Source organism: Streptomyces deserti, assembly GCF_054782695.1.
Window position 1 is genome coordinate 62,954 of record NZ_BAAGRZ010000021.1, and the last position, 23,878, is coordinate 86,831.

At 72.7% G+C, this 23,878-nt stretch carries 20 protein-coding genes; 6 read left to right on the forward strand and 14 right to left on the reverse strand.

Annotation, left to right across the window (positions count from 1 at the left end):
* Positions 1-47: 47 nt before the first annotated feature.
* Positions 48-1,346, reverse strand: a complete 1,299-nt coding sequence (locus tag ACYVMZ_RS28070; RefSeq protein ID WP_461084443.1) for an MFS transporter — start codon at positions 1,344-1,346, stop codon at positions 48-50.
* Between the two features lie 71 nt (positions 1,347-1,417).
* On the opposite strand from ACYVMZ_RS28070, the gene ACYVMZ_RS28075 reads away from it, so the two are divergent.
* The gene (locus ACYVMZ_RS28075; RefSeq protein WP_461084445.1) at positions 1,418-2,617 is read left to right on the forward strand and encodes a GlxA family transcriptional regulator; all 1,200 of its coding nucleotides are present in this window, start codon (positions 1,418-1,420) and stop codon (positions 2,615-2,617) included.
* A gap of 73 nt (positions 2,618-2,690) precedes the next feature.
* On the opposite strand, the gene ACYVMZ_RS28080 is transcribed toward ACYVMZ_RS28075, so the two are convergent.
* The 3 genes from ACYVMZ_RS28080 to ACYVMZ_RS28090 all read right to left on the reverse strand — a co-directional run bounded on the left by ACYVMZ_RS28080 (position 2,691) and on the right by ACYVMZ_RS28090 (position 5,964).
* Positions 2,691-3,740, reverse strand: a complete 1,050-nt coding sequence (locus ACYVMZ_RS28080) for an alcohol dehydrogenase catalytic domain-containing protein (RefSeq protein ID WP_461084538.1) — start codon at positions 3,738-3,740, stop codon at positions 2,691-2,693.
* A gap of 11 nt (positions 3,741-3,751) precedes the next feature.
* A complete protein-coding gene (locus tag ACYVMZ_RS28085; RefSeq protein WP_461084447.1) occupies positions 3,752-4,912 on the reverse strand; it encodes an acyl-CoA dehydrogenase family protein in 1,161 nt (386 codons plus the stop codon).
* Positions 4,913-5,049: 137 nt separating this feature from the next.
* The gene (locus tag ACYVMZ_RS28090; protein WP_461084449.1) at positions 5,050-5,964 is read right to left on the reverse strand and encodes an SDR family NAD(P)-dependent oxidoreductase; all 915 of its coding nucleotides are present in this window, start codon (positions 5,962-5,964) and stop codon (positions 5,050-5,052) included.
* A 103-nt stretch (positions 5,965-6,067) separates the two neighbouring features.
* On the opposite strand from ACYVMZ_RS28090, the gene ACYVMZ_RS28095 reads away from it, so the two are divergent.
* Positions 6,068-7,003, forward strand: coding sequence for a cyclase family protein (locus ACYVMZ_RS28095; protein ID WP_461084451.1), 936 nt, complete (start codon positions 6,068-6,070; stop codon positions 7,001-7,003).
* Between the two features lie 431 nt (positions 7,004-7,434).
* Here the strand turns inward: ACYVMZ_RS28095 and ACYVMZ_RS28100 are convergent, their stop codons facing one another.
* The 4 genes from ACYVMZ_RS28100 to ACYVMZ_RS28115 form a co-directional block, all read right to left on the reverse strand.
* Positions 7,435-7,920 (reverse strand): ATP-binding protein, encoded by a 486-nt coding sequence (locus ACYVMZ_RS28100; RefSeq protein ID WP_461084540.1) that lies wholly within the window; start codon positions 7,918-7,920, stop codon positions 7,435-7,437.
* A gap of 510 nt (positions 7,921-8,430) precedes the next feature.
* Positions 8,431-9,354, reverse strand: coding sequence for an acyl-CoA dehydrogenase family protein (locus tag ACYVMZ_RS28105; protein WP_461084453.1), 924 nt, complete (start codon positions 9,352-9,354; stop codon positions 8,431-8,433).
* Positions 9,355-9,362: 8 nt separating this feature from the next.
* Positions 9,363-10,496, reverse strand: coding sequence for an acyl-CoA dehydrogenase (locus ACYVMZ_RS28110; protein WP_461084455.1), 1,134 nt, complete (start codon positions 10,494-10,496; stop codon positions 9,363-9,365).
* A 7-nt stretch (positions 10,497-10,503) separates the two neighbouring features.
* Positions 10,504-11,697, reverse strand: coding sequence for an amidohydrolase family protein (locus tag ACYVMZ_RS28115; RefSeq protein ID WP_461084457.1), 1,194 nt, complete (start codon positions 11,695-11,697; stop codon positions 10,504-10,506).
* A gap of 90 nt (positions 11,698-11,787) precedes the next feature.
* Between ACYVMZ_RS28115 and ACYVMZ_RS28120 the strand changes: the two genes are divergently transcribed.
* The gene (locus tag ACYVMZ_RS28120) at positions 11,788-13,305 is read left to right on the forward strand and encodes a class I adenylate-forming enzyme family protein (protein ID WP_461084459.1); all 1,518 of its coding nucleotides are present in this window, start codon (positions 11,788-11,790) and stop codon (positions 13,303-13,305) included.
* On the opposite strand, the gene ACYVMZ_RS28125 is transcribed toward ACYVMZ_RS28120, so the two are convergent.
* Both ACYVMZ_RS28125 and ACYVMZ_RS28130 read right to left on the reverse strand, forming a co-directional pair.
* Complete coding sequence (locus tag ACYVMZ_RS28125) at positions 13,289-13,801, reverse strand: EF-hand domain-containing protein (RefSeq protein ID WP_461084461.1); 513 nt, start codon at positions 13,799-13,801, stop codon at positions 13,289-13,291. The genes ACYVMZ_RS28120 and ACYVMZ_RS28125 overlap by 17 nt on opposite strands.
* 225 nt (positions 13,802-14,026) lie before the next feature.
* The gene (locus ACYVMZ_RS28130) at positions 14,027-14,407 is read right to left on the reverse strand and encodes an STAS domain-containing protein (protein ID WP_461084463.1); all 381 of its coding nucleotides are present in this window, start codon (positions 14,405-14,407) and stop codon (positions 14,027-14,029) included.
* Positions 14,408-14,757: 350 nt separating this feature from the next.
* Here ACYVMZ_RS28130 and ACYVMZ_RS28135 point away from each other — a divergent pair, with 350 nt between their 5' ends.
* Together ACYVMZ_RS28135 and ACYVMZ_RS28140 are read left to right on the forward strand one after the other, a co-directional pair.
* Positions 14,758-15,339, forward strand: a complete 582-nt coding sequence (locus ACYVMZ_RS28135; protein WP_461084465.1) for a sigma-70 family RNA polymerase sigma factor — start codon at positions 14,758-14,760, stop codon at positions 15,337-15,339.
* Between the two features lie 152 nt (positions 15,340-15,491).
* Positions 15,492-16,841 (forward strand): maleylpyruvate isomerase N-terminal domain-containing protein, encoded by a 1,350-nt coding sequence (locus tag ACYVMZ_RS28140; RefSeq protein ID WP_461084542.1) that lies wholly within the window; start codon positions 15,492-15,494, stop codon positions 16,839-16,841.
* A 63-nt stretch (positions 16,842-16,904) separates the two neighbouring features.
* Here the strand turns inward: ACYVMZ_RS28140 and purU are convergent, their stop codons facing one another.
* A complete protein-coding gene (purU, locus tag ACYVMZ_RS28145) occupies positions 16,905-17,786 on the reverse strand; it encodes a formyltetrahydrofolate deformylase (protein ID WP_461084467.1) in 882 nt (293 codons plus the stop codon).
* 480 nt (positions 17,787-18,266) lie between these two features.
* On the reverse strand, positions 18,267-18,767 hold the full coding sequence (locus ACYVMZ_RS28150; RefSeq protein ID WP_461084469.1) for an SCO4402 family protein: 501 nt from the start codon (positions 18,765-18,767) through the stop codon (positions 18,267-18,269).
* Between the two features lie 117 nt (positions 18,768-18,884).
* Between ACYVMZ_RS28150 and ACYVMZ_RS28155 the strand changes: the two genes are divergently transcribed.
* The gene (locus ACYVMZ_RS28155) at positions 18,885-20,198 is read left to right on the forward strand and encodes an ABC transporter substrate-binding protein (protein WP_461084471.1); all 1,314 of its coding nucleotides are present in this window, start codon (positions 18,885-18,887) and stop codon (positions 20,196-20,198) included.
* 73 nt (positions 20,199-20,271) lie between these two features.
* Here the strand turns inward: ACYVMZ_RS28155 and ACYVMZ_RS28160 are convergent, their stop codons facing one another.
* Positions 20,272-22,122: a hypothetical protein gene (locus tag ACYVMZ_RS28160; RefSeq protein ID WP_461084473.1), complete on the reverse strand. Its 1,851-nt coding sequence runs from the start codon at positions 22,120-22,122 to the stop codon at positions 20,272-20,274.
* Positions 22,123-22,473: 351 nt separating this feature from the next.
* Positions 22,474-23,859: a transcriptional regulator gene (locus tag ACYVMZ_RS28165; RefSeq protein ID WP_461084475.1), complete on the reverse strand. Its 1,386-nt coding sequence runs from the start codon at positions 23,857-23,859 to the stop codon at positions 22,474-22,476.
* Positions 23,860-23,878: the final 19 nt, after the last annotated feature.

Genomic DNA, 23,878 nt, shown 5'->3' on the forward strand with positions numbered 1-23,878 from the left:
CCGAGAACCATGCCCATCGTCACCTGCTGTCCTTCCGATCGGAACCCTCAGGCTACGGCAGGCGCCGCCGGCCGCCTCCGGATCACCAGCGCCATCAGCGCCGCCGCCGCGCACAGGGCGCCGGAGGCGTACCAGACCACGTCGTACGAGCCGAACGTGTCGCGGGCGACGCCGCCGAGGAAGGCGACGAGGGCGGCGCCGACCTGGTGGGAGGCGAGGACCCAGCCGAAGACGATCGCGCTGTCCTCGCCGTACTGCTCCCGGCACAGGGCCAGGGTGGGCGGGACGGTGGCCACCCAGTCGAGGCCGTAGAAGACGATGAAGAAGATCATCGGCGGGTGCACGCTGGGCGCCAGCAGGATCGGCAGGAAGAGGAGCGAGATGCCGCGCAGGGCGTAGTAGACCGCGAGCAGGCGGCGGGGTTCGAAGCGGTCGGTGAACCAGCCGGAGGCGATCGTGCCGATGACGTCGAAGACGCCGATGACGGCGAGCAGGGAGGCCGCGGCCGTCACGGGCATGCCGTGGTCGTGGGCGGCGGGCACGAAGTGGGTCTGGATCAGGCCGTTGGTGGAGGCGCCGCAGATCGCGAAGGTGCCGGCCAGCAGCCAGAACGGGCCGGTGCGCACCGCCGAGAACAGCACGGTCACCGCCCGGCGCGCGGCCCCCGGCACCGGGGCCGGCTTCGGCACGAACTCCTTGGCGCCGTACGGCTTCTGGCCGACGTCCGCGGGGTGGTCGTGCAGCAGGAGCCACACGAACGGGACGACCGCCAGGGCGGCGAGGGCCACCGTGACGGCGGCCGGCCGCCAGCGGTACGTCTCGATGATCCAGGCCAGCAGGGGGAGGAAGATCAGCTGCCCGGAGGCCGAGGCGGCGGTGAGGATGCCGCTGACCAGGCCACGCCGCTCGGTGAACCAGCGGTTGGTGACCGTCGCGGCGAACGCCAGCGCCATGGAGCCGGAGCCGAGGCCGACCAGCAGGCCCCAGCAGAGCATGAGCTGCCAGGCCGAGGTCATCCACACCGTGGTGCCCGAGCCGAGCGCGATCACGGTCAGGGCGACCGCGACGACCCGCCGGATGCCGAAGCGGTCCATCAGCGCCGCGGCGAAGGGCGCCGTCAGCCCGTACAGCGCGAGGTTCACGGAGACCGCGGCGCCGATCGTGCCCCGCGACCAGCCGTACTCCTGGTGCAGCGGGTCGATGAGCAACCCGGGCAGGGAGCGGAAGGCTGCGGCGCCGATGATCGTGACGAAGGTGACGGCGGCGACGAACCACGCCCGGTGGACGCGGTTGCGCCGCACCGGACGGGGCTCCTGGAGCGTGGCGGCTTCGGTTGTCTGGGTCACGACACAGAGCTTCCGGTCCGCGAGCGGCGCGATCGAGTGGCCCAAGGGACACCATTCGTTAGGATCGGGCCATGGCCTCTGAGCGTGCGTTCCGCCCGCACCGCGTCGTCGTCCTCGCCCTCGACGGGCTGCTCCCCTTCGAACTGGGCATCCCCCACCGGATCTTCGGGCGCCCCAGGGACGCCGAGCGACGGCGTCTGTACGAGGTCGTCACCTGCTCGGTCCGGCCACCGGGCCCGGTGGAGACCGACGCCGACTTCTCCGTCCACGTCCCCAACGGCCCGGAGGCCCTGGCCACCGCCGACACCGTGATCGTCCCGGCGTCCTACCAGCTCGGCCCGGTGCACGAGGAGGGCGTGCTGACCGACGAACTGGCCGCCGCGCTCGCGCACATCCGGCCCGGCACCCGGCTGGCCTCGATCTGCACGGGGGTCTACGTCCTCGCCGCCGCCGGCTACCTCGACGGCCGCCCGGCCACCACCCACTGGGCCGACGCCGAGCGCCTCCAGCGCCTGTTCCCGCGGGTCAAGGTCGACCCGGACGTGCTGTTCATCGACGACGGCGACGTCCTGACCTCCGCGGGCGTCGCGGCGGGCATCGACCTGTGCCTGCACATCGTGCGCCGCGACCACGGCGCCGCCGTCGCCAACGACGTGGCCCGCCGTACGGTCGTACCGCCGCACCGCGACGGCGGGCAGGCGCAGTACATCCAGCGGCCGGTGCCCGATCCGCAGCAGTCCTCCACGACCACCGCCCGCGCCTGGGCGCTCGGCCGCCTCCACGAGCCGATCCAGCTGCGGGACATGGCCGCGCAGGAGTCCATGTCGGTGCGCACCTTCACGCGCCGGTTCCGCGAGGAGGCCGGCGTCAGCCCGGGGCAGTGGCTCACCCAGCAGCGGGTGGAACGGGCCCGGCACCTGCTGGAGACCACCGACCTGTCCGTCGACCGGGTGGCCCGCGAGGCCGGCTTCGGCACGGCCCAGTCGATGCGGCAGCACCTACAGGCGGCGCTCGGGGTCACCCCCACCGCATACCGGCGGACCTTCCGCGCCGGACGCGACGGCACCAGGATCGACGGCGCCGGACGCGACGGCACCAAGATCGACGGCGCCGGGCGCGCCACCACCGGAAGCCACAGCACCAGGCCCGCCACCACCGGAAGCCACAGCACCAGGCCCGCCACCACCGGGAACCGCAACACCAGGATCCACAGCGTCGGGCCCTACGACGGCGTCGGCGCCCGGAGCCGAGCCGGCCTCACACCGAGCTGAGCCGGCCACCTCCCGCCGAGCCGATCGGGCCCCCGCCGTCTCTCCCCCCACCACTCCGATCGCCGTCAGCACGTCAGAACGTCAGCACCGCCCTGGCCACCCGCCCTGCCCCGGCGTCCGCCACCGCCTTCTCGAAGTCCTCCACCGGGTACGTCTCCGTCACCAACTCGTCGAGCAGCAGACGGCCCCGCCGGTACAGCTCCACGTACAGGGCGATGTCCCGCTGCGGGCGGGAGGAGCCGTAGCGGCAGCCGAGGATGGACTTGTCCAGGTACATCGAGGAGACCCGGAAGGACGCCTCGGCACTGGCCGGCGGGACGCCGAGCAGCACGGCCTGACCACGGCGGTCCAGCAGCTCGATCGCCTGCCGGATCAGCTCCACCCGCCCCACGCACTCGAAGACGTGGTCCGCCCCCGTCGGCAGCAGGTCCCGCACCCCCTCCGTCGAGGTGAGGAAGTGGGTCGCGCCGAACCGCCGCGCCACCGCCTCCTTGGCCGGATCGGTGTCGACCGCGACGATCTCCAAGGCCCCCGCGAGCCGCGCCCCTTGCAGGACGTTGAGGCCGACCCCGCCCGTTCCGATCACCACCACACGCTCCCCGCGATCGACCCGCGCCCGGTTCAGCACGGCTCCCACCCCGGTCAGCACCCCGCACCCGATGAGCGCGGCGGACGGCATCGGCACGTCCTTCGGGATCCGCACGGCCTGCACGGCCCGCACCACGGTCCGCTGCGCGAACGCCGAGTTGGACGCGAACTGGTACACCGCCCGCCCCGCCCGCGTGAACGGCCGCCCCGGCCGCCCGATCGCCCGCCGGCACATCGTCGGCCGCCCCCGGTCGCAGTCCGCGCAGGTACCGCAGTTGGCGAGCGTGGACAGCGCCACGTGATCCCCGGGCCCGACATGCGTGACCCCGGCCCCCACCGCCTCCACCACCCCCGCGCCCTCATGCCCGAGCACCACGGGAACAGGGAAGGGTATGGTCCCGTCCACCACCGACAGATCGCTGTGGCACAACCCGGCCGCCGAGATCACCACCAGCACCTCGCCGGGCCCCGGGTCCCGTACGTCCAGATCGTCCACGACCCGGACCCGCTTCCCGTCGAAGACCACGCCTCTCATCGGGCGACTCATCACACGGCTCCCTTGGGCTCCCTGGGCAGGCCGAGCACGCGCTCGGCGATGATCGTGCGCTGGACCTGGTCCGAGCCGCCGTAGATCGTGTCGGCCCGGGCGAAGAGGAACAGGTGCTGCAGAGCGTCGAGTTCGTACGGCGCCGAAGGCGACCAGTCCGCCGGGCCGGCACCCGCCTCCGCCCCCCGCACCAGCATCGCCAGCTCCCCGAGCCGCTGGTGCCATCCCGCCCACAGCAGCTTGGCCACGCTCGGAGCACCGGGATCGCCCGAACTCCCCAGCGTCCGCAACGCGTTCCAGCGCATGGTGCGCAGTTCGGCCCACTGGCGTACGAGCCGGTCGCGTACGACGGGATCGTCGGCGGCGCCCGTCCGCACGGCGGTCCGTACGACGTCGGCCAGCTCCTGCGCGAAGCCGATCTGCTGGGCGAGCGTGGACACCCCGCGCTCGAAGCCGAGCAGGCTCATCGCGACGCGCCAGCCGCCCCCCTCACCGCCGACGACGTGCTCCACGCGTGCGCGTGCCCCGTCGAAGAACACCTCGTTGAAGTCGCTCGTGCCGGTCAGCTGACGGATGGGGCGGACCTCGACGCGGCCCGGCTGGTCCATGGCGACGAGGAGGAAGCTCAAGCCGTGGTGGCGGCGGGAGCCGGGCTCGGTGCGGGCCAGCACGAAGCACCAGTCCGCCTCGTGGGCGAGCGACGTCCAGATCTTCTGGCCCGTGACGCGGTACGTGCCGTCCGCCTCGCGTACGGCCGTCGTACGGACGCCCGCCAGGTCGGACCCGGCGCCGGGTTCGCTGTAGCCCTGGCACCAGAGTTCCTCACCGGCCGCGACCGGGGGGAGGAAGCGGGCCTTCTGCTCGGGCGTGCCGTGGGCGAGGAGGGTGGGGGCCAGGAGGTTCTCGCCGATGTGGCCGGAGCGGGGAGGAGCGGATGACCGGGCGTACTCCTCGGCCCAGGCGACCTGCTGGGTGAGGGTGGCGGTGCGGTTGCCGTAGCCGGACTCGGGCCAGCCGAGGCCTATCCAGCCGGCCTCGCCGAGGGTGCGTTCCCAGGTGCGGCGGTCCTGTACGTTTTCCGCGTCCTGTGCGTGTGTGGCGAGCCAGGCTCGGGCCTCGGCTCGGAAGGCCTCGTCCTCTTCGGTGAACGTGAAATCCACGGTTGCCGCCTTACGTTGGCCGGCTGGACGTCTGTTCCTCGGTGGCTCGGCACTGCGGCTGGGGGGCGGGGGTGCGCGACCCGGCGGCACGACTGCCCGCAACCGGGCCGGCCCCGGCAGCGCGCCGACCGCAGGCCCTACGCGTGGGGGCGTGCCCCCCGCGCCGCCGCCCGGGCCATCTCCTCCACCCGCTCCAGCAACGGCATCGGATCCACCCCCACCGTCCCCGGCAGGAAGTCCGCGATCCGTTCCGGGGTCCAGGAGCCGCCCTCCGCGTATGCGGCCCGCAGTTCCCTCGGTTGGGCCCACACGGCGATCTTCGGGCCCGCGATCGTGTACACCTGCCCCGTGATCCGCTGCTCCCGCGCCCGGCCGGACAGCAGGTAGACCACCAGGGCGGCGACATCCTCGGGTTCGCCGATCTCCGCCAGCTCCATGGGGACGTTCGCCGACATCCGCGTACGGGCCACCGGCGCCACCGCGTTCGCGGTCACCCCGTACTTGTGCAGGCCCAGCGCCGCGCTGCGTACCAGCGAGATGATCCCGCCCTTCGCGGCGCTGTAGTTGGCCTGCGACACCGAGCCCTGGTGGTTGCCGCTGGTGAAGCCGATCAGCGTGCCGGTGCGCTGCTCGCGCATCACCGCCGAGGCGGCGCGGAAGACCGTGAAGGTGCCCTTGAGGTGGGTGGCGACCACCGCGTCCCACTCCTCCTCGGTCATGTTGAACAGCATCCGCTCCCGCAGGATCCCGGCCACGCAGACCACACCGTCGAGCCGCCCGTACGACGACAGCGCCACATCGACCACCCGCTGACCGCCCGGCATCGTGGAGATGTCGTCGGCCACCGCGACCGCTTCGCCGCCCGCCGCCTCGATCTCCTTGACCACGGCCTCGGCGACCTCGCTGGTCGGCGAGGCCCCGTCCACCGCGACCCCGTAGTCGTTCACGACGACCTTCGCCCCCTCGGCCGCCGCCGCGAGTGCGACCGCCCGCCCGATGCCCCGTCCGGCGCCCGTGACGGCGACGACCTTGCCTGCCAGGAAGTTCCCCACGCCCGGCCCCTTCCCGTTCCCCGGTTTCTGACGGACCGTTAGATTCTCTTGCTCCGATTCTACGACCCGTCAGATACTCCGAGACAAGCCCCGGGGAGGGACCATGTCACCGCCGACGCTCCATCCCGCCTTCGACGACATCGCCAAGCGCGTGAACAACTGGGGCCGTTGGGGAGCCGACGACGAGCTCGGCACCCTGAATCTGATCAACGACGGGGTCGTCCGCCAGGCGGCGGCCACGGTCCGCACCGGGCGCCGTGTCCCCCTGGCCCTCCCCCTCCGGCAGGACGGCGTGCAGACCGGCGTGATCCCGGGGCGGGTCAATCCCCTGCACGTCATGGTGCAGATCAACCAGGAGGTGTTCGGGCCGGGCACGGTCGCGTGCAGCGACGACGCCGTGACCATGGGACTGCAGGCGGCCACCCACTGGGACGCGCTGCCGCACGTGTCGCACTCGGGCCGGCTCTACAACGGCCGCCCGGCAGACACCGTCACCGCGCACGGCGGCGCCGGCTTCAGCGGCATGGAGAAGGTCCGGCACCTCGTCTCGCGCGGGGTGCTGCTCGACGTTCCCCGCGCGCGTGGCGTCGACCGGCTCGACGGCTCGCACGCCGTCACCCCGGAGGACCTGGACGCCGCCGAGGAACTCGCCGGTACGCGCGTGCGTGCCGGTGACGTCGTGCTCGTACGGACCGGGCAGGTACAGGTGCTGCTCGCCGGGGACCGGCACGCGTACGCGTACCCGTCGCCGGGGCTGTCGATCCGGACGCCGGAGTGGTTCCACGCGCGCGATGTCGCGGCCGTCGCCGACGACACCTTGACCTTCGAGATATTTCCACCCGAGGTGGATGATTTGTGGCTGCCCGTGCACGCCCTCGATCTCGTGGAGATGGGGATGCCGCAGGGCCAGAACTGGAATCTCGAAGAGTTGTCCACAGCCTGTGGAGAAGAGGGCCGCTACGCGTTCCTGCTGTCGGCGACACCCGAACCGTTCGCGGGAGCGACCGGGGCTCCGGTGGCGCCGGTCGCCATCCTCTAGGCCGGCACGGGCAGTCGGCCGTCAGAGAAAGTCGACCGTCAGGGAAAGTCGGCTGGCGGCGCGGCGTGTCCGCCCCGAGCACGGCATCGCGCGCCGCCACCCGACTCCGGCGCTCCCACCCCGGCTCCCCGTTGCCCTGAAGGAACCGACGCCGATTCACGACTCACACTCGTCGAGGGCACCCGTCACCGGAGCCCTCGTCGTCCCCTCGCGGCGAATCGCTGAACTCAAGAGTGATCACATGATTACGCGGCGTCAACACCCGTTCGGGGATTCATCCCCTATGCACCATTTACTCCGGGCGCGCACGAAAGCACATCCCGGCGCACCGCCGCACGTTCCGCACGCACGGCCCCACGTCCGTGCACCCGTGCACCGGCCCCGCCGCCACACCGCGCAGGGACGGTCCGGCCGGCGCGCACAACGCGGCCTCACACCGCCTCGTACGCCAGTCCCTCGCGGGCCGCCGCCGCACCGCCGCCGTACGCCACCGCGCCGCCCCCGCACGCCGTGGTGGCCTCCCGGGACTTTGCGCACCGGTCCAGCTCGCACCAGATGCGCTTGCCGGTGCCCTCGGCGCTCCAGCCCCAGCGGTCGGCGAGTCCGTCGACGAGGGCGAGGCCGCGGCCGCCGGTGGCGTCATCCTCGGCGCACCGCGGCACCGGGGCCCGGTCGCTGCGATCGGCCACCTCCAGGCGGACCGTGGACTCCTTGGCCGTCGCTCCCGGGAGGGACAGTCGCAGCACGGCGGGGCAGCCGGTGTGCACGACGGCGTTGGTGACGAGTTCGGAGACGAGCAGGATCAGCGTCTCGGCGAGCGGTTCGTCGGCCTCTATACCGGACCCGGCCAGACGTGAGCGGGCCCACCGCCGGGCCCGCCCCACTTCTGCGGGGTCGGGTCGGATCTCCAGCTGCACTTGAAGCACCTGCACCGCTCACACCATCCGAACCGGCGGACACTTAGGCTCGCGCCTCACGAGGGCCACGATCGTAGCCATTTTCTGCATGGCCAGAACAACGGCCGGGACATGGATCACGGAACGTGAATCCCATGTGCGACAGCATGGTTGACGTACAGTCACCCCAACAAGCGCTTCGGGCATATTCCAGCGCGAAGGAGTACCCGTGCGGCATACTGTGCGACGCCCGCTGCGGTGAGTCGAACAGGCAGCGGCACAAGGCCTTACCGCCCCGCGAGCAGCGGCACGCAACGGCACTCCCGAAGTCGCCCCTGGGGCAACTCCAGCGCGGCGTGTGCTCAGAACCACTCGCATCTCACACAAGGTACCGGAGTGGGCGGTCGGCCACAGGCCGTGACGAGTCACGTGTAGGACACGACCCGGTATCAACGCTCCGTGATTCCGGTATGCCACAATCCGCGACACCCGCGCGGGGCGGTTTCGGTATCGCCGCAGCCAGACGGCCCGTCAGGCCGTCCCGGACAGCAGGTCGGCAGCGAGCAGTTCCTCACTCTCCGTGATCATTCCCGTACGGCGGGTCCGCACCCAGGCCCGCTTGAGGTGCAGGTGGACATCGGACTCCCAGGTGAAGCCCATGCCGCCGTGCACCTGGAGGCAGTCGCGGGCGCCGCGTACGGCGGCCTCGTCGGCGAGCAGACGGGCCGTGGCGATGTCGGCCGGGTCGGCGGTGACGGCCGCCGCGTACACCGCGGCGCGTGCCGTCTCGACGCGCACCAGCATCCCCGCGCACAGGTGCGCCACCGCCTGGAAGGCCCCGACCGGACGGCCGAACTGCTTGCGCGCCCGGGCGTGTTGCACCGCCAGCTCGCACGCGCGTGTGGCGGTGCCGAGTTGCTCGGCGGCGGTGAGGAGGACGGCGACGGGGTCCACGGCCGCCGCGCGGCCGGGCACGCGGTGCAGGGGTGTCAGCGGGTCGACCGAGCGCAGCGGTACGGCCCCACCGGCGTCCCCCCGTACGACGTCCGCCCGCGCCAGCCACTCCACCAGGCCGCCCTGGACGGCCGTCACGACCGTCTCCCCGGTGGCCGCGCCCGGCACCGCACCGGCCGCGAGATGCGTGGCCACCAGCGGCCCGGGCAGCAGCGCCCGCCCCGCCTCCTCGAACGCCAGCACGGCCTCCGGCAGCCCGAGCCCGACCCCGCCGTCCGCCTCCGGCAGCCGCAGCGCGAAGAACCCGGCCTCGCCCAACTCCCGCCACAGCGCCCGGTCCAGCCGCGGCGGGGCAACAACCCCCGGCTCCGCCCCGGTCCGCTGCGCCCTGCCCGGCCCGTCGACGGCGGCCCGCAGCGCCTCCCGCCCGAAGCGCCGCGCCAGCAGCTGCCGTACGCCGTCCCGCAAGTCCCGTTGGTCGTCCGTCAATTGGAAACGCATGGTGGCGGTCACCGTCCCTTCGGCAGTCCGAGGATGCGTTCGGCCACGATGGTGTGCTGGATCTGCGAGGTGCCCGCGGCGATGGTGTACGACAGGGACGACAGCCGGTCGCGTACCCACGTCCGGTCGGCGTCCAGCGACTCCACGCCCAGGACGTCGGCCGCGGCGTCGTACAGCTCCTGCCGCGCGTGCGAGTACCGCAGTTTGAAGACCGAGCCGGCCGCCCCCGGCACACCTCCCGTCGCCTCAGCCGCGCTCACGTTCCACTGGGTCAGCCGCCACAGCGCGCGGAACTCGGCGTTGAGCCTGCCCAGCCTCCGCCGCAGCGCGGGGTCGTCCCAGCGGCCGTTCCGGCGTGCCTCGGCGGCGAGTTCGCCGAGCACCCGCCGGCAGGCCACCACCTCGCCCGCGAAGGCCGTGCCGCGTTCGAAGGACAGCGTCACCATGGTCACGCGCCAGCCGTCGTTCTCGGCCCCGACCCGGTTGCCGGCCGGCACCCGGACCTCGTCGAGGAACACCTCGGCGAACTCGGCGGACCCGGCGAGCGTCCGCAGCGGCCGTACGGTGATGCCCGGCGCGTCCATGGGCATGGCCAGCCAGGTGATGCCCCGGTGCTTCGGCGCGTCCGGGTCGGTGCGGACCAACAGCTCGCACCAGTCGGCGACTTCGGCGTGCGAGGTCCAGATCTTGGAGCCGGTCACCACATAGTGGTCGCCGTCCCGCCACGCGCGCGTGCGCAGCGCCGCGAGGTCGGAACCGGCCTCCGGTTCGCTGAAGCCCTGGCACCAGACCTCCTCGCCGCGCAGGATCGGCGGCAGCCAGCGGGCCCGCTGCCCGTCCGTCCCCTCGGCGGCGATGGTCGGCCCGGCGTGCAGCAGCCCGACGAAGTTCGCCCCCACATAGGGCGCGCCCGCCCGTTCCGTCTCCTCCAGGAAGATCAGCCGCACGGTCGGGGAGGCGTCCCAGTGGACGTCGCCGTACCCGGCGTCGTACAGCATCCGCTGCCAGCCGAGGTCGTACGCCCGCCGCCCCGGCCAGTCGTCGGGGGACGGCTGCGGCGGCAGCGTCGGCAGCACCCTCGCCAGCCACTCCCGCAGCCGCGCCCGGAACTCCTCCTCCTCGGGCGTGTACGACAGGTCCATGGCCGGTCTACTTGTCGAAGTCCAGGCCCAGCATCCGGATCGCGTTGCCCCGCATCAGCTTGTAGACCGTCTCGTCGTCGAGTCCCTTCACATGGTCGAGGGCGACCTCCTTGGTGTGCGGGAAGGTCGAGTCGACGTGCGGATAGTCGGTCTCGAAGGTGGCGTTGTCCCGGCCGACGACGTCGATCGAGGCGACTCCGTGCTTGTCGCGGAAGAAGCAGCAGAAGATCTGCCGGTAGTAGTACGTCGACGGGGGCTCGGGGATGGTGTCCCGGACCCCGCCCCAGGCCCGGTGCTCCTCCCAGACGTCGTCGGCGCGCTCCAGGGCGTACGGGACCCAGCCCATCTGCCCTTCGCTGTAGGCAAGTTTGAGGCGCGGGAACTTCACCAGGACCCCGCTGAACAGGAAGTCCATCATCGACGCCATGGCGTTGTTGAAGCTGAGCGAGGCCTGCACGGCGGGCGGGGCGTCCGGTGAGGCGGCCGGCATCTGGGAGCTGGACCCGATGTGCATGTTGACGACCGTCCCGGTCTCCTGGCAGGCCGCGAAGAACGGGTCCCAGTAGCCGGAGTGGATGGAGGGCAGCCCGAGGTGGGTGGGGATCTCCGAGAAGGTCACGGCACGCACCCCGCGAGCGGCGTTGCGCTCGATCTCGGCGACCGCTAGCCCGACGTCCCACAGCGGGATCAGGCACAGCGGGATGAGCCGCCCACCGCTGTCCCCGCACCACTCCTCCACCATCCAGTCGTTGTAGGCACGCACGCACGCGTGCGCCACCTCCTTGTCGTGCGCCTCCGCGAAGGTCTGCCCGCAGAAGCGCGGGAAGGTCGGGAAGCACAGGCTCGCCTCGACGTGGTTGAGGTCCATGTCCTTCAGCCGCTCGGCCGGGTCCCAGCAGCCGGGCCGCATCTCCTCGCGCGTGATGCCCTCCAGGGTCATCTCGTCGCGGTCGAAGCCGACGGCGGCGATGTTGCGCTTGTACGGGAACTTCAGGTCCTCGTAGATCCACCAGTCGGTCTGCTGGCCCTCCGGGTCCATCGTGATCTGGTACTTGCCGCCGACGTAGGCGAGCTCCCCGATGCCGGCGGTCAGCGGCTTGGGCCCGCGCTCCCGGTACTTCGCGGGCAGCCAGGTCTCGAAGAGGTGCGCGGGTTCGATCACATGGTCGTCGACGCTGATGATGCGGGGCAGTTCGGTCATGGTCCCCTCCGCCGGGCCGTACTCATCTGATGAGGCGTCAGATAGCATCGCATCTGACGATCCGTCAGCCAAGACAGGCAGGGGGCACCCGTGAACGAGACCCCGCACTCCCTGAGTTCCTCCCGCACACTGTGGGAGCTGCTCGACCGTCGCGCCCGCCTCACCCCCGACCGCCCGCTCTTCCTCCAGGACGACCGCACCCTGACCTGCGGCGGGCTGTGCGCGCGTGCGGAGCGGGCGGCGGCCGGGCTGTACGGCATGGGGGTGCGGCCGGGCACGGTGGTCGCCTGGCAGCTGCCCACCCGTATCGAGACGGCCGTCCTGTCCTTCGCGCTGGCCCGCCTGGGCGCCGTACAGACACCCGTCATCCCCTTCTACCGGGACCGGGAGGTCGGCTTCGCGCTCCGGGAGTCCAGGGCGGAGTACTTCGCGGTACCCGGCGTGTGGCGCGGCTTCGACCACACGGAGATGGCCCGGCGGCTCGGCGCCAAGGGCGTCTTCGAGGCGTACGACGAGCTGCCCGACGGCGACCCGTCCGTCCTGCCTCCGCCGCCTTCCGACGGCGGTGAGGTCCGCTGGATCTACTGGACCTCGGGCACCACCTCCGACCCCAAGGGCGTCCTGCACACCGACCGCTCCCTGATCGCGGGCGGCTCCTGCCTCGCCCACGCGCTGCGTCCGGCCCCGGACGACGTGGGCTCGATCGCCTTCCCGTACGCCCACATCGGCGGCCCCGACTACACGGTGATGCTGCTGCTGTACGGCTTCCCGGCGGTGCTGTTCGAGCAGTTCGCGCTGCCGGACGCACTGGAGGCGTACCGCCGGCACGGGGTGACGATCGCGGGCGGGTCGACGGCGTTCTACTCGATGTTCCTGGCGGAGCAGCGCAAGCAGCCCGGCGTCCCGGTGGTCCCGTCCCTGCGGCTGCTCGCGGGCGGCGGGGCGCCCAAGCCGCCGGAACTCCATGACGCCGTCGTACGGGAGATGGGGGTGCGGCTCACCCACGGGTACGGCATGACCGAGGTGCCGATGATCACCATGGGGTCGCCGGACGACGGTGCCGAGCTGCTGGCGACGACGGAGGGCCGGCCGCCGGAGGGGATGGAGATGCGGATCGTGGACGGGGAGGTGCGGCTGCGCGGGGAGGTGGTGTGCCGGGGCTATCTGGATCCGGCGCAGACGGCCGAGGCGTTCGACGCGGAGGGGTTCCTGCGCACCGGGGATCTCGGGCACCTGACCGACGGCGGGCACCTGGTCCTCACCGGCCGCCTGAAGGACGTGATCATCCGCAAGGGCGAGAACATCTCGGCCAAGGAGATCGAGGACCTGCTGCACCGGCATCCGGCGGTCGGCGACGTGGCGGTGATCGGGCTGCCGGACGCCGAGCGCGGGGAGCGGGTGTGCGCGGTGGTCGAACAGCCGCCGGGGGCGTCGGCGTTGACGCTGGAGGCGGTGACGTCGTACCTGCGCGCGGAAGGGCTGTCGGTGCACAAGCTGCCGGAGCAGTTGGAGGTCGTCGACGCCCTTCCGCGCAATGACACCCTGCGCAAGGTGCTCAAGTACAAGCTGCGCGAACGCTACTCGGGGAGCCCTACTCGGGGACGGTGAAGTAACGGGCGAAGGCAGGCATGATCTCCGCCTCGCCCACCTTTCCGTCGCCGTCCGCGTCGAGGGCGGCGGCGGCCGTCCGCGCGAGGTCCTCGGGCACGCCGAGCGCCTTGAGCACACGGGCCGCGTCCGCGACGGTGGCCGCTCCGTCTCCGTCGGTGTCGGCGACGGCGAGGGCCGCGTGCAGGAAGGGGCGGGCGATCTCGGCGAACCGGTCGGGATTGTCGCGCAGGCGCTTGACCGCGCCGGTGACGAACTCCTCGCGGGTGATGCGCTGGTCGCCGTCGCGGTCCGCTATCCCCGCCATGCCCTGCCAGAACGCCTCGGCGCCGCCGTACAGGGCCTGCCCCTTGTCGGACCGGGCCGCGGTGCCGAACTCGGTGAGCAGGGCCTTGGCCGCTCCCATGAAGTCCTCGCGGTCGATGTAACCGTTGCCGTCCTGGTCGAAGGTGGCGAACCGGGCGGCGATCCTGCGCTCGTACTCGCTGCTGACCATGTCTGTTTCGGGCCGCCTTACGTCGGGTGGGCTGCGTCTCGGTCGGAGCGTACGACGGGGGAAGCCGTTCGGGAGCACGAAAACGGCGGTTGTGCCAAGACTGGGGGAATTCCGCGACAACGGCGTGTCACAGGTGGGTGATCGAGCTCACTTCGATGACGGCTCACGTCGATGAAGCTCACGTCGATAAGGGCTCACGCCGGTGAGGGCTCACGCCGGGACGGCTCAGGCCGACAGGGGACGCGACTCCTCGTCCACGGCCGAGGCGAGGTCCGGGTGGACGTCGAAGAGCCGGCGGACGCCGAGCGCGCCGAGGACCCGGTTGACATGGCTGCCGTCGACCGCGCCCTGGGCGGGCAGTATCAGGCGCAGACTGCCCTGGCAGGAGCGCAGCAGGCGGCGCGCGGCGATGAGCACGCCGACACCGCTGGAGTCGCAGAAGAAGACTTCGGAGAGGTCGAGGACGAGACAACGGCGGCCGTCGGCCACCGCGTCGTGCACCCGCTGACGCAGCACCGGCGACGTCACCAGGTCCAGTTCGCCCGACACCTGGAGCACGGCCCACCGGCCCTGCTCACCGTCGGTCACTTTGAAGGTCACCACCACGCCCTTCGCTCGCCAAAACGGAAGCAGTTCCTACGCTTCCTTGCAGCGCGGCTGCCCAGCGGCCGTTCCCTGAAACCCGCCCCGAAAAACGGGCCCCTCTCAGAAAAGGCTTGTTTCAGTCGACTTCGATCCTGTTCGATCAGGTCTGATCAGAGGATCGGTGGGTAGGCGCGCCCCCAACGGCACCGTCACGAGCGCCGGTGGCCCCCTACCACCTGCGGCTCGCCAGGGGGCGCGCATTGCCACAAAGGGGCGTGCGCTGTCTGATGTGCCGACTACATTCGAGGTGCCGGTGGGCACAGGCTGGACAGGGCACGGGCGTGGGAGACGAGCGGGGGTGAGGGGGCCGCATGGCGAAGAAGGACGTACCGCCCCGCTGGGACCGGAAGATGCAGCAGCGGCTGGCCCGCGGGGAGGCGGCCGCCCTCGGTGAGCTCTACGACCGGTTCGCCTCGCTCGTGCACGGCCTCGCCCACCGCGTGCTGGGCGACGAGCGCGCCGCCGACGGCATCACCCGTGACGTCTTCGCCCACGTCTGGGAGCATCCGGACACGTACGACCCCAGGCAGGGCCCGCTGCGCACCTGGGTCGCCACGCTGACCCACCGCCTCGCCGTGCAGCGACTGCGCGCCGACGAGACCGCCGCCCTGGCCCGCGGCGGCCCCGGCACCACCGAGGAACTGGAGCGCAAGGTCCGCCACGCCTCGGTCGCCGCCCGCGCCGACTACATCGTCCAGTCCATGCCCGCCCCGCTGCGCGCCGCCCTGGAACTGGCCTACTTCCAGCGCCGCGACTACCGCCAGACCGCCGCCGACCTGGGCGTCACCGAGGAGGAGGCGCGCCGCCGGCTCCGCCTCGGACTCCAGTTGCTGTCCACCGCCCACACCACCGAGGCGCCCGGGGCTCCGCCCGGATACGGGGGTGCGGCGTGAGCGGCCAGAACAAGAAGGACGCCACGCAGGAGGCCGGGTCCGTACCGGACCTCCCGGTGTCGGAGGGCACGCGGGGCGCGGATCCACAGCACAGCGAGGCGAGTGGTTCCGGCGGAGCGGAAGACCCCCGCAGCGCGAGCGACCGGGGACGGATGGGCGGACCGGAACAGCCGTCCGAACCAGGATCAGGGGGGCCAGGGCAACCGTCCGAGCCCGGACAGCCAGGCGAGCCGGGTGATCCGGGACAGCCGGGCGAGCCCGGCCACCCCGGCGGTCAGGGCCCGTCCCGGCCGCCCCGGATACCCATGCCGCGTGCGTCCGTCGAGGACAGTGGGCTGCCGCTGCCCGCGCTGGAGGAACTCGCCGACCCGGGGCCGCCCCCCGCGCCTCTCGTGCTCGATCACCCCGTGCTGAAGTCGTTGCTGGGCGCCTGGGCGCTGGCCGCCTGCTCGGCGGAGGAGGCGGCGGCCGTCGAGGAGCACCTCGGCGAGTGCGGACCCTGCGCGGACGAGGCCCTGCGGCTGCGCGACGCGGTCGGCCTGCTGCAACGCCCCGAGAGCCTGGACCTGGACCCGGGTCTGCGCACCCGCGTCCTGGAGTCCTGCCTGGAACGCCGCCCGCCGCGCATCCCGGTGCCGGACTGGGCCGCCGCGTACGACGCCGAGACCGCGCGCCTGGACGCCCTGCTCCAGGACTTCGGGGACGCCGAGTGGCACGCGCCCGTACGGCTGCGCTGGTACCAGGCCGACAAGGCCACCAGCCGCCGTACCACCGTCGCCGGGGTCATCGCCCACCTGCTGACGGTCGACGGGCTGGTCGCGGTCGCACTCGGCCTCGACGACCCGCTGGGCGACGTCACGCCCGAGTCACCGACCCCGGCGGCCCGCACCGAGGCGTACTGGCGTGCCTCGCGCTTCCCGCCCACCCGCGCGGTGCGGGCGCCATGGCGGGAGCAGAGCCACACCCTGGTCCGGACGGTGTCCTTCACCGGCGGCGGCTCGGGCCGGATGCCGATCTCGTACGGCGCCTTCCAACTGCCGCTGCACGACGCGATGCTGGACCGGGCCTTCGAGTGCTGGGTGCACGCGGAGGACATCGCCGAGGCGGTGGACTACCCGTACGACCCGCCCTCCGGGCGCCATCTGAACCGCTTGATCGACCTGGCCGCCCGCATGCTGCCGCGGGTGCTGGCCGCCCGCCGCCGCTCCGGGCTGGCCGCGCCCACCCGACACCGCCACCTCGTCGCGGCCGGCGAGCCGTGCCGCAGCCTCCGGCTGGAGATCGAGGGCTCGGGCGGCGGCGAGTGGCTGATCCCCCTGGACTCGCCCGCGGCCAAGGGCTCCGCCGAGCACGAGGTGGCCCACGTCGCGCTCGACGGCGCCGAGTTCTGCCGCCTGGCCGCCGGACACCTGCCTCCGCAGGAGGCGGCGGCCGGGCAGGTCGGGGACCGGGAGGCGATCAGGGACGTGCTGTTCGCGGCGGCGTCGCTCAGCCGGATGTAGATGTGGACCCGGACCCGGGCCCGGATGCAAACCCGACCCCGGACCGGCCGGAAAGCTGCGAACCTACGCGAACACCACCGTGCGCCGACCGTTGAGCAGAATCCTCCGCTCGGCATGCCACTTCACGGCCCGGGCCAGTGCCTGGCACTCCACGTCCCGGCCGATCGCGACCAGGCCCTCGGGCGACACGTCGTGGCCCACCCGCTCGACCTCCTGCTCGATGATCGGCCCCTCGTCGAGGTCCGCGGTCACGTAGTGCGCGGTCGCACCGATCAGCTTCACGCCCCGGGCGTGCGCCTGGTGGTAGGGCTTCGCGCCCTTGAAGCTCGGCAGGAAGGAGTGGTGGATGTTGATGATCCGCCCGGCGAGCTGCTTGCACAGGTCGTCGGAGAGCACCTGCATGTAGCGGGCGAGGACGACGAGTTCGACGTTCTCCTCGCGCACGATCTCCAGCAGCCGCGCCTCGGCCTCGGACTTGGTGTCCTTCGTGACCGGAATGTGGTGGAAGGGGATGTTGTACGACGCCACGAGCTCGGCGAAGTCGGGGTGGTTGGAGACCACCGCGGCGATCTCCACGGGCAGCGCCCCGATCCGCGCCCGGAACAGCAGGTCGTTCAGGCAGTGCCCGAACTTGCTGACCATGATGACGATGCGCATCTTCTCGTCGGCCCGGTTGATCTGCCACTCCATCTGGAAGGCGTCACCGATCGCCGCGAAGCTGGCCCGCAGCTTCTCCACCGTCACCGGCGCCTCCGCCGAGAAGTGGACGCGCATGAAGAACAGACCCGTGTCGTGGTCCCCGAACTGCTGGCTGTCCTCGATGTTGCAGCCGGTCATGAACAGGTAGCTCGACACGGCGTGCACGATGCCCTGCTTGTCCGGGCAGGAGAGGGTGAGGACGTACTGGTCGGCCGGGGCCGCGGCTCGGGTGGACTGCTCGTTCATGCAGGACAGGGTCCCATATTCAAGGGGCCGACCGGTCCGCCGTCCGTTCCCCGGACCACCGTCCCACTCCACGGACCGCATCCCCGCCGCCCGGACCGCCGTCCCGCTCCTCCGGTCGCCATCCGCTGCCCGGCCGCCGCCCGCTCCACGGACCACCATCCCGCTCCCCCGGCCGCCGTCCACTTCACGGGCCGCATCCCCGCTACCCGTCGGACAGCCGTCCCGATCCCCCAGTCGCCGCCCGCTCCACAGACCGCACCCCCACCGCCCGGACCGCCGTCCCGCTCCCCTGGCCGCCGTCCACTTCACGGGCCGCATCCCCGCTACCCGTCGGACAGCCGTCCCGATCCCCCAGTCGCCGCCCGCTCCACGGACCGCACCCCCACCGCCCGGACCGCCGTCCCGCCCGGTCAGCGTCCCGCTAAGCGGACCGTTCCCCGCTGCCCCGGCCGCCGCACCACTCCCTCAGTCGCCGTCCCGCTAAGCGGACCGCGTCAGTATCCGCAGCACCTCGAGGCTCCGCGGCGGCTGGTCGGGGTCCTCGCCGTCGCTCGTCGCCAGGCGCACGTGCGCGTCACGGGCCGCCCGCACCGCCTCCGGCCAGCTGGGATGCTCGAGATAGACGCTGACCGGTGCGTCCGGGCCGACCTGGTGCATGATCCGCAGCACGCGCAGGACCGCGGTGTCGACGAGAGCCGCCTCCTGCGAGTCGCGGAAGATCGTGCCGACGTACTTCTCGGCGGACCAGTGGTCCAGCCAGGTGTCCTCGACCAGCCGGTACACCGCGTCGGTCACGTCGCCGTAGCCGTCCACGCCGGCCAGCCAGACGTCCCGCTGGAAGGCGGGATCGGAGAGCATGTGCAGCGCGGAGCGCACATTGCTGCGCCAGCGCCACCACGGCATGTCGTTGACAGGCATGCCGCCCATGGTGGATGAGCGACGGCCGCGACGGGAAGAGTTCTCCGAACCTTGCACGGTCATCGATCGTACGTTCCCCTCCTCAGGAGTCTCACAGACCCCCGTAATTCACCTCCGCGTCACCAGCTGTTGACCGAAGATCGCTCCCGGGTTAGCCATGTGACGGAATCGTGCGGATCCATGACCGGCAGGCGTCGCACCCCCCGCACTTTCGTCCTCCGCCTCCTCTCCCGTCCCGTCCGCAACGGTGCCCTGACCGTGGGCGCTCTGGTGGCGTGTGCGTCGCTCGCCACCGGTTGCGGCGTCGTCCCCGGTACCACGGGGGGTTCCGGGGACGATCCGATCACCGTCATGACCTGGGCGCCGCAGGGCACCAAGGCCACCAACAAGCCCGGCATGCCCGCCTTCGCCCGCGCCTACGCCCGCTGGATCAACGCCAAGGGCGGGATCAACGGCCGTGAGCTCAACGTCCTGACCTGCAACGACCACAACGACAGCGTGGCCGCCGCCAAGTGCGCCCGGCGCGCCGCCGAGGAGAACGCCGTCGCGGTCGTCGGATCCTACAGCCAGTACGCCGACTCCTTCTTCCCCCCGCTGGAAGGCGAGGGCATCCCGTACATCGGCGGCTACGGCATCACCAACGACGAGTTCACCAGCCCCCTGTCCTACCCGGTCAACGGCGGCATGCCCGCGCTGCTGGCCGGCCTCGGCAGCGCACTCGCCGGGGGCTGCGGGCCGGTCACGCTGGTGAGGCCCGACACCATCGCCGGCGACCAGCTGCCCGCGCTGCTCGACTCCGGCCTGAAGTCGGGCGGGCACCCGGAGGCGAACGACCAGCGGGCGGCGGAGGACGCCACCGAGTACGACGGCCAGTCGCAGCGGGCGCTGGAGACGGCGACCAGGGACCCGTTGAAGGAGGGCTGCGTGGTGCCCGCGCTCGGCGACCGCACCGACACCTTCATGGACTCCTTCCGGCGCGCCCGCGACACCTACCCGGACGTGCGGACGGCCACCGTGCTCGGCAGCGTCGACCAGACGACGATCGACGTGACCGGCGGGGCGTCCGGGCCGTACGAGGGCTCGTACATCACCGGCTGGTATCCGGTGGCGAGCGATCCGCGCTGGGACGAGATGAAGAAGGTGATCCGGGAGGAGGCCTTCGGCGACAACCGCATCGATCCCGCGGACGCCGGAGTGCAGACCACGTGGATCGCCTACACCGTGTTCCAGCAGATCGTGGAGTCGCTCGGCGACGGGGAGGTGACCGCCGACACGGTACGGCGGGCCCTCGACAACGGTCTCGAGGTCACCACGGGCGGGCTCACGCCGCCGCTGCAGTGGAGGTTCCAGGACAAGCTCGCCTCCGTCGGCTTCCCGCGTCTGGTCAACGCCAACGTGACCCTGCAGGTCGTACGGGAGGGGCGGCTGGTCGCGGCCCGGAAGGGGTTCGTGGACGTGACGCGGACGCTGCGCAGCGCTGAGGTGACGTGGTGACGTCATGACCTGAGGTGATCTGAGGCGGTGGGTCGGGTGTGGGCCGGGGGTGATCGCCGGCCCACCGTGCGTCTCAGAGCTGGGTCGGCTGCCTCTGGGGCAGGCCGTACTGCCGCGCGATCGCGTTCCACAGCTTCGCGGCCTTGGCCTTCTCGGTGCTCGCCGTGCCGCTGGCCCGGTTGCCCGCCTGGGTCTGGGCGGTGGCGCGGGCCTGGCCCTTCTTGCAGAGCTTGCCCTTCTTGCCGGCGACCTGGTCGGCCCACGCCGCGTAGTGGTTGTCGGCGGACGCCGAGGCCTGCCACGCCTTGGTGAGGGCGGTGGTCAGCGCGGCGTGGTCGGGCAGCTTGTCCACCGCGAGGCCGGACAGGCTGGTGACCAGCTGGGTGCGCTGCTTGCCCGCGTCGCGCAGGTTCTTGGCCGCCTGCGGGAGGTTCTTGCAGGCCTTCACGTCGGCCACCGCGTTGATCACGGTGGTGCGGCTGTCGCCGCTGTCGGCCAGCAGCTTGTCCAGCTCGACCGCCTGCTGCCGGGCCGGATCGACCGACGGCGAAGGGGAGGCGCTGGTCGCGGGGGCCGTGACGGAGACGGTCTGGTTGCCGCCCTTGTCGTCGTCGCCCCCGCCGCTGCCGAGCAGCGCGCCGGCGCCGACGCCGAGGACGGCGATGCCGACGCCGACGGCCGCGATGACCGGCACGCGGGAACGGGGACGGCCACCCCGCCCCCGTCCGCCGCCGTCGCCCCGGCCGGGCGGGGCGTGGGAGGGCTGGGCGGCGAACGCGGCCTGCGGCTGCTCGACGCGGGGCAGGTGCTGGGTGGCGGCGGCCGGGCTCTGGCCGCCCGGCTCGCCGCGGAAGAGGTTCTCGAACCCGGCGGGCGGCTGCCGGTCCCCGCCGCCGGGCCGTACGCCGTAGGGTGCCCCGGCGGGCTGGTCGGTCACCGGCGCGATGTACTGCGTGGCCTCGGCGTCCGGGTTCGCGGCGGGCGGCAGCGGCCCGGCGCCCGCCCCTGCCCGCGGCGCCCGTCCCAGGTACCGCGTCGCCTCGGAGTCCGACTCGGCGGGCATCTCGGGCGGCAGCGCACCCGCCCCCACCGGCGGTATGTACTGCGTCGCCCCCTCGTCCGCGGGGGCGGCGGCCACGGGCGGCAGGTACTGCGTGGCCGCCTGGTCAGCCCCAGGCGTCCGGGCACCCGCGGTCCCGTCCGCGACCGGCGGCAGGTACTGGGTCGCGCCCTCGTCGGAGGGCGGCGGCAGGGGCGCACCGCCGACGGGCCCGGAGCCGTACGCGTTACCGCCGTGGGCCGGCGGCGGCGCACTCTGCCCGGCTGAGCCGTCGGGGGAGCCGTACGCACCGAAGCCCTGCCCGCCGGACCCGCCCGGGGAGCCGTACGCGCCGGAGCCCGCGGGGGGCTGGGAGTCGGCGGGCGGGGGCAGGGGGGCGCTTGCGCCGGGGACGCCGTACGCGTGCGTGCCCGTCGGCGGCGGCTGCGGCGACGGGTGGTCGTGCGGGGCGTACGAGACGTGTCCGCCGTGGGTCTGGGGCGGGGCGCCCTCGGGCGGCAGCGGGCCCGGGCCGGACTGGGGCGCCGGGCCGCCGGCCTGCTGCTGGGTGCCCCATGGGGACGGCTCCGGTGTGCCCCACTGCTGGGGCGGCGGGGACTGCCAGTCGCCCTGGCCCTGCGGCGGGGGCGGGGCCTGGTGCTGGTCGGGGCCCCACGGCTGGCCCCAGGTCTGGCCGCTGGGCGGGGCCGAGGCCGGTGCCTGGCCGGTCGGGCGCGGGCCGGAACCGCGGCCGCCGGGTCCGACCGGTCCGCCGGGTCCGCCCGTCGTGCCCGGCAGCAGGGGCTCGCCACCGTCGGAGGGCAGCACGATGCCTTCGCGCGCGGGGCGCGCCGAGGGCTCCTCGCCCTGTCCACTCTGCGTCACCGGGACTCCTACTAATGGGGGACCTTGTGAATCGTCGGCTCACGCTACCGGGTCCCCTGAGCCCCGTGCTACGCAGCACAGGGCCTCACCTCCTGCCCTGTGAGCGCCGTAACAAACCGGCCTCCGCACGCCGCCGGTGCCGCCTCCGCCACGTCAACCCGGCGTTTCCCGCCCGTTCACGATCTGCGTCGTGCTCCGTTCACGACCCGCGTCGTGCTCCGTTCACGACCCGCGTCGTGCTCCGTTCAGGCACCCACGTGGTGTTCCCTTTGCGCACCCATGTCGGGTTCCCCACACGCACCGGCGGCCGGATCGCCATGCACCGGCCGCCGGGCTCGTTTCACGTTTCGTTCACGCGGCCGCCTGTAGATCCAGTCGCGCCCCGAACTCCCGCACCACCGGCTCGTCCCGGTACGGCTCCAGCCGCTGCTGGAAGTCCTCCAGGTACTCGACGCCCCGGTTGGAGCGCAGGCCTTCGAGGAGTTCCACGGCCTTCATGCCCGTACTGCAGGCCTGTTCGATCTCGCGCTGCTGCACCTGCGCGGTGGCCAGCAGCACATAGCCGATGGCCCGCCGCCGCGCCCGCGACTCGGGATGCCCGGCCAGGGACTCCTGCGCGTGCCGCGCCGCCGCCTCGGCGTGCCCAAGGTCCCGGTGGCAGTGCGCCAACTCGTCGGCGAGGTAGGCCTCGTCGAAGTGCGCGATCCACGCCGGGTCGTCCCCGGAGTCCGGGTCGGCCGCCTCCATGGCGCTCACCGCGCGCCCGGCCGCCGTCTGGGCGGCGCGCGCGTCGCCCATCAGGGCGTGCCCGCGCGCCTCCGCCGCGTGGAACATCGCCTCCGCCCGCGGAGTCACCCGCCCGCGCGCCCCCTCCTGCGCCGCGCGCGCCAACTGCGCGATCTCGCGCGGGTTTCCGAGCTGCGCGGCCAGGTGACTCATGGAGGCGGCCAGGACATACCCGCCGTAGCCCCGGTCCCCGGCCGCCTGCGCCAGCCGCAGCGCCTGGATGTAGTACCGCTGGGCCAGCCCCGGCTGCCCGGTGTCGACGGCCATGTATCCGGCGAGCTCGGTCAACCGCGCGACGGCGGCGAAGAGTTCGCGCCCCACCGTCTCCCGGTACGACCCCGCCAGCAGCCCGGAGACGACGCTGTTGAGGTAGTGCACGACGACCGGCCGCACATGCCCGCTGCCGTACTGGTGGTCGAGGTCCACCAGCGCCTGCGTCATGTCCCGTACGGCCGCCACGTCGGACTGCCCCACACGCGGCCCGCCCGAACGCGCCACCGACGTGTCCGGAGCGGAGATCAGCCAGTCACGGCTCGGTTCGACCAGCGCGGACGCGGCGACGGACGAGCCGGACAGGAAGTCCCGCCGGCCCACGTCACTGCGCCACAGCTCACACACCTGCTCGATCGCGCCGAGGACGGTCGGCGAGAACTGCAACCCCACGCCCGACGCGAGGTTCTTGCCATTGGCCATGCCGATCTCGTCGATCGTGACCGTACGGCCGAGTTTGCGGCCGAGCGCCTCCGCGATGATCGCCGGGGCCCGCCCCCGTGGCTGCTGGCCGCGCAGCCAGCGCGCCACGGACGTCTTGTCGTAGCGCAGATCGAGGCCGTGCTCGGCGCCGCACATGTTGACCCGGCGGGCGAGCCCGGCGTTGGAGCATCCGGCTTCCTGGATGAGCGCCTGCAGCCGTTCGTTCGGCTGCCGCGCGACGAGAGGCCTGGCGGCCATGGCACTACCCCCTGTGGCT

Bases quoted from the DNA above. Each gene is read 5' to 3' on its own strand.
- ACYVMZ_RS28075 (WP_461084445.1), top strand. From the start codon at position 1,418: ATGGCCTCTGAGCGTGCGTTCCGCCCGCACCGCGTCGTCGTCCTCGCC.
- ACYVMZ_RS28080 (WP_461084538.1), bottom strand. From the start codon at position 3,740: ATGAGAGGCGTGGTCTTCGACGGGAAGCGGGTCCGGGTCGTGGACGAT.
- ACYVMZ_RS28095 (WP_461084451.1), top strand. From the start codon at position 6,068: ATGTCACCGCCGACGCTCCATCCCGCCTTCGACGACATCGCCAAGCGC.
- ACYVMZ_RS28105 (WP_461084453.1), bottom strand. From the start codon at position 9,354: ATGCGTTTCCAATTGACGGACGACCAACGGGACTTGCGGGACGGCGTA.
- ACYVMZ_RS28110 (WP_461084455.1), bottom strand. From the start codon at position 10,496: ATGGACCTGTCGTACACGCCCGAGGAGGAGGAGTTCCGGGCGCGGCTG.
- ACYVMZ_RS28115 (WP_461084457.1), bottom strand. From the start codon at position 11,697: ATGACCGAACTGCCCCGCATCATCAGCGTCGACGACCATGTGATCGAA.
- ACYVMZ_RS28125 (WP_461084461.1), bottom strand. From the start codon at position 13,801: ATGGTCAGCAGCGAGTACGAGCGCAGGATCGCCGCCCGGTTCGCCACC.
- ACYVMZ_RS28135 (WP_461084465.1), top strand. From the start codon at position 14,758: ATGGCGAAGAAGGACGTACCGCCCCGCTGGGACCGGAAGATGCAGCAG.
- ACYVMZ_RS28140 (WP_461084542.1), top strand. From the start codon at position 15,492: ATGGGCGGACCGGAACAGCCGTCCGAACCAGGATCAGGGGGGCCAGGG.
- purU (WP_461084467.1), bottom strand. From the start codon at position 17,786: ATGAACGAGCAGTCCACCCGAGCCGCGGCCCCGGCCGACCAGTACGTC.
- ACYVMZ_RS28150 (WP_461084469.1), bottom strand. From the start codon at position 18,767: ATGACCGTGCAAGGTTCGGAGAACTCTTCCCGTCGCGGCCGTCGCTCA.
- ACYVMZ_RS28155 (WP_461084471.1), top strand. From the start codon at position 18,885: ATGACCGGCAGGCGTCGCACCCCCCGCACTTTCGTCCTCCGCCTCCTC.
- ACYVMZ_RS28165 (WP_461084475.1), bottom strand. From the start codon at position 23,859: ATGGCCGCCAGGCCTCTCGTCGCGCGGCAGCCGAACGAACGGCTGCAG.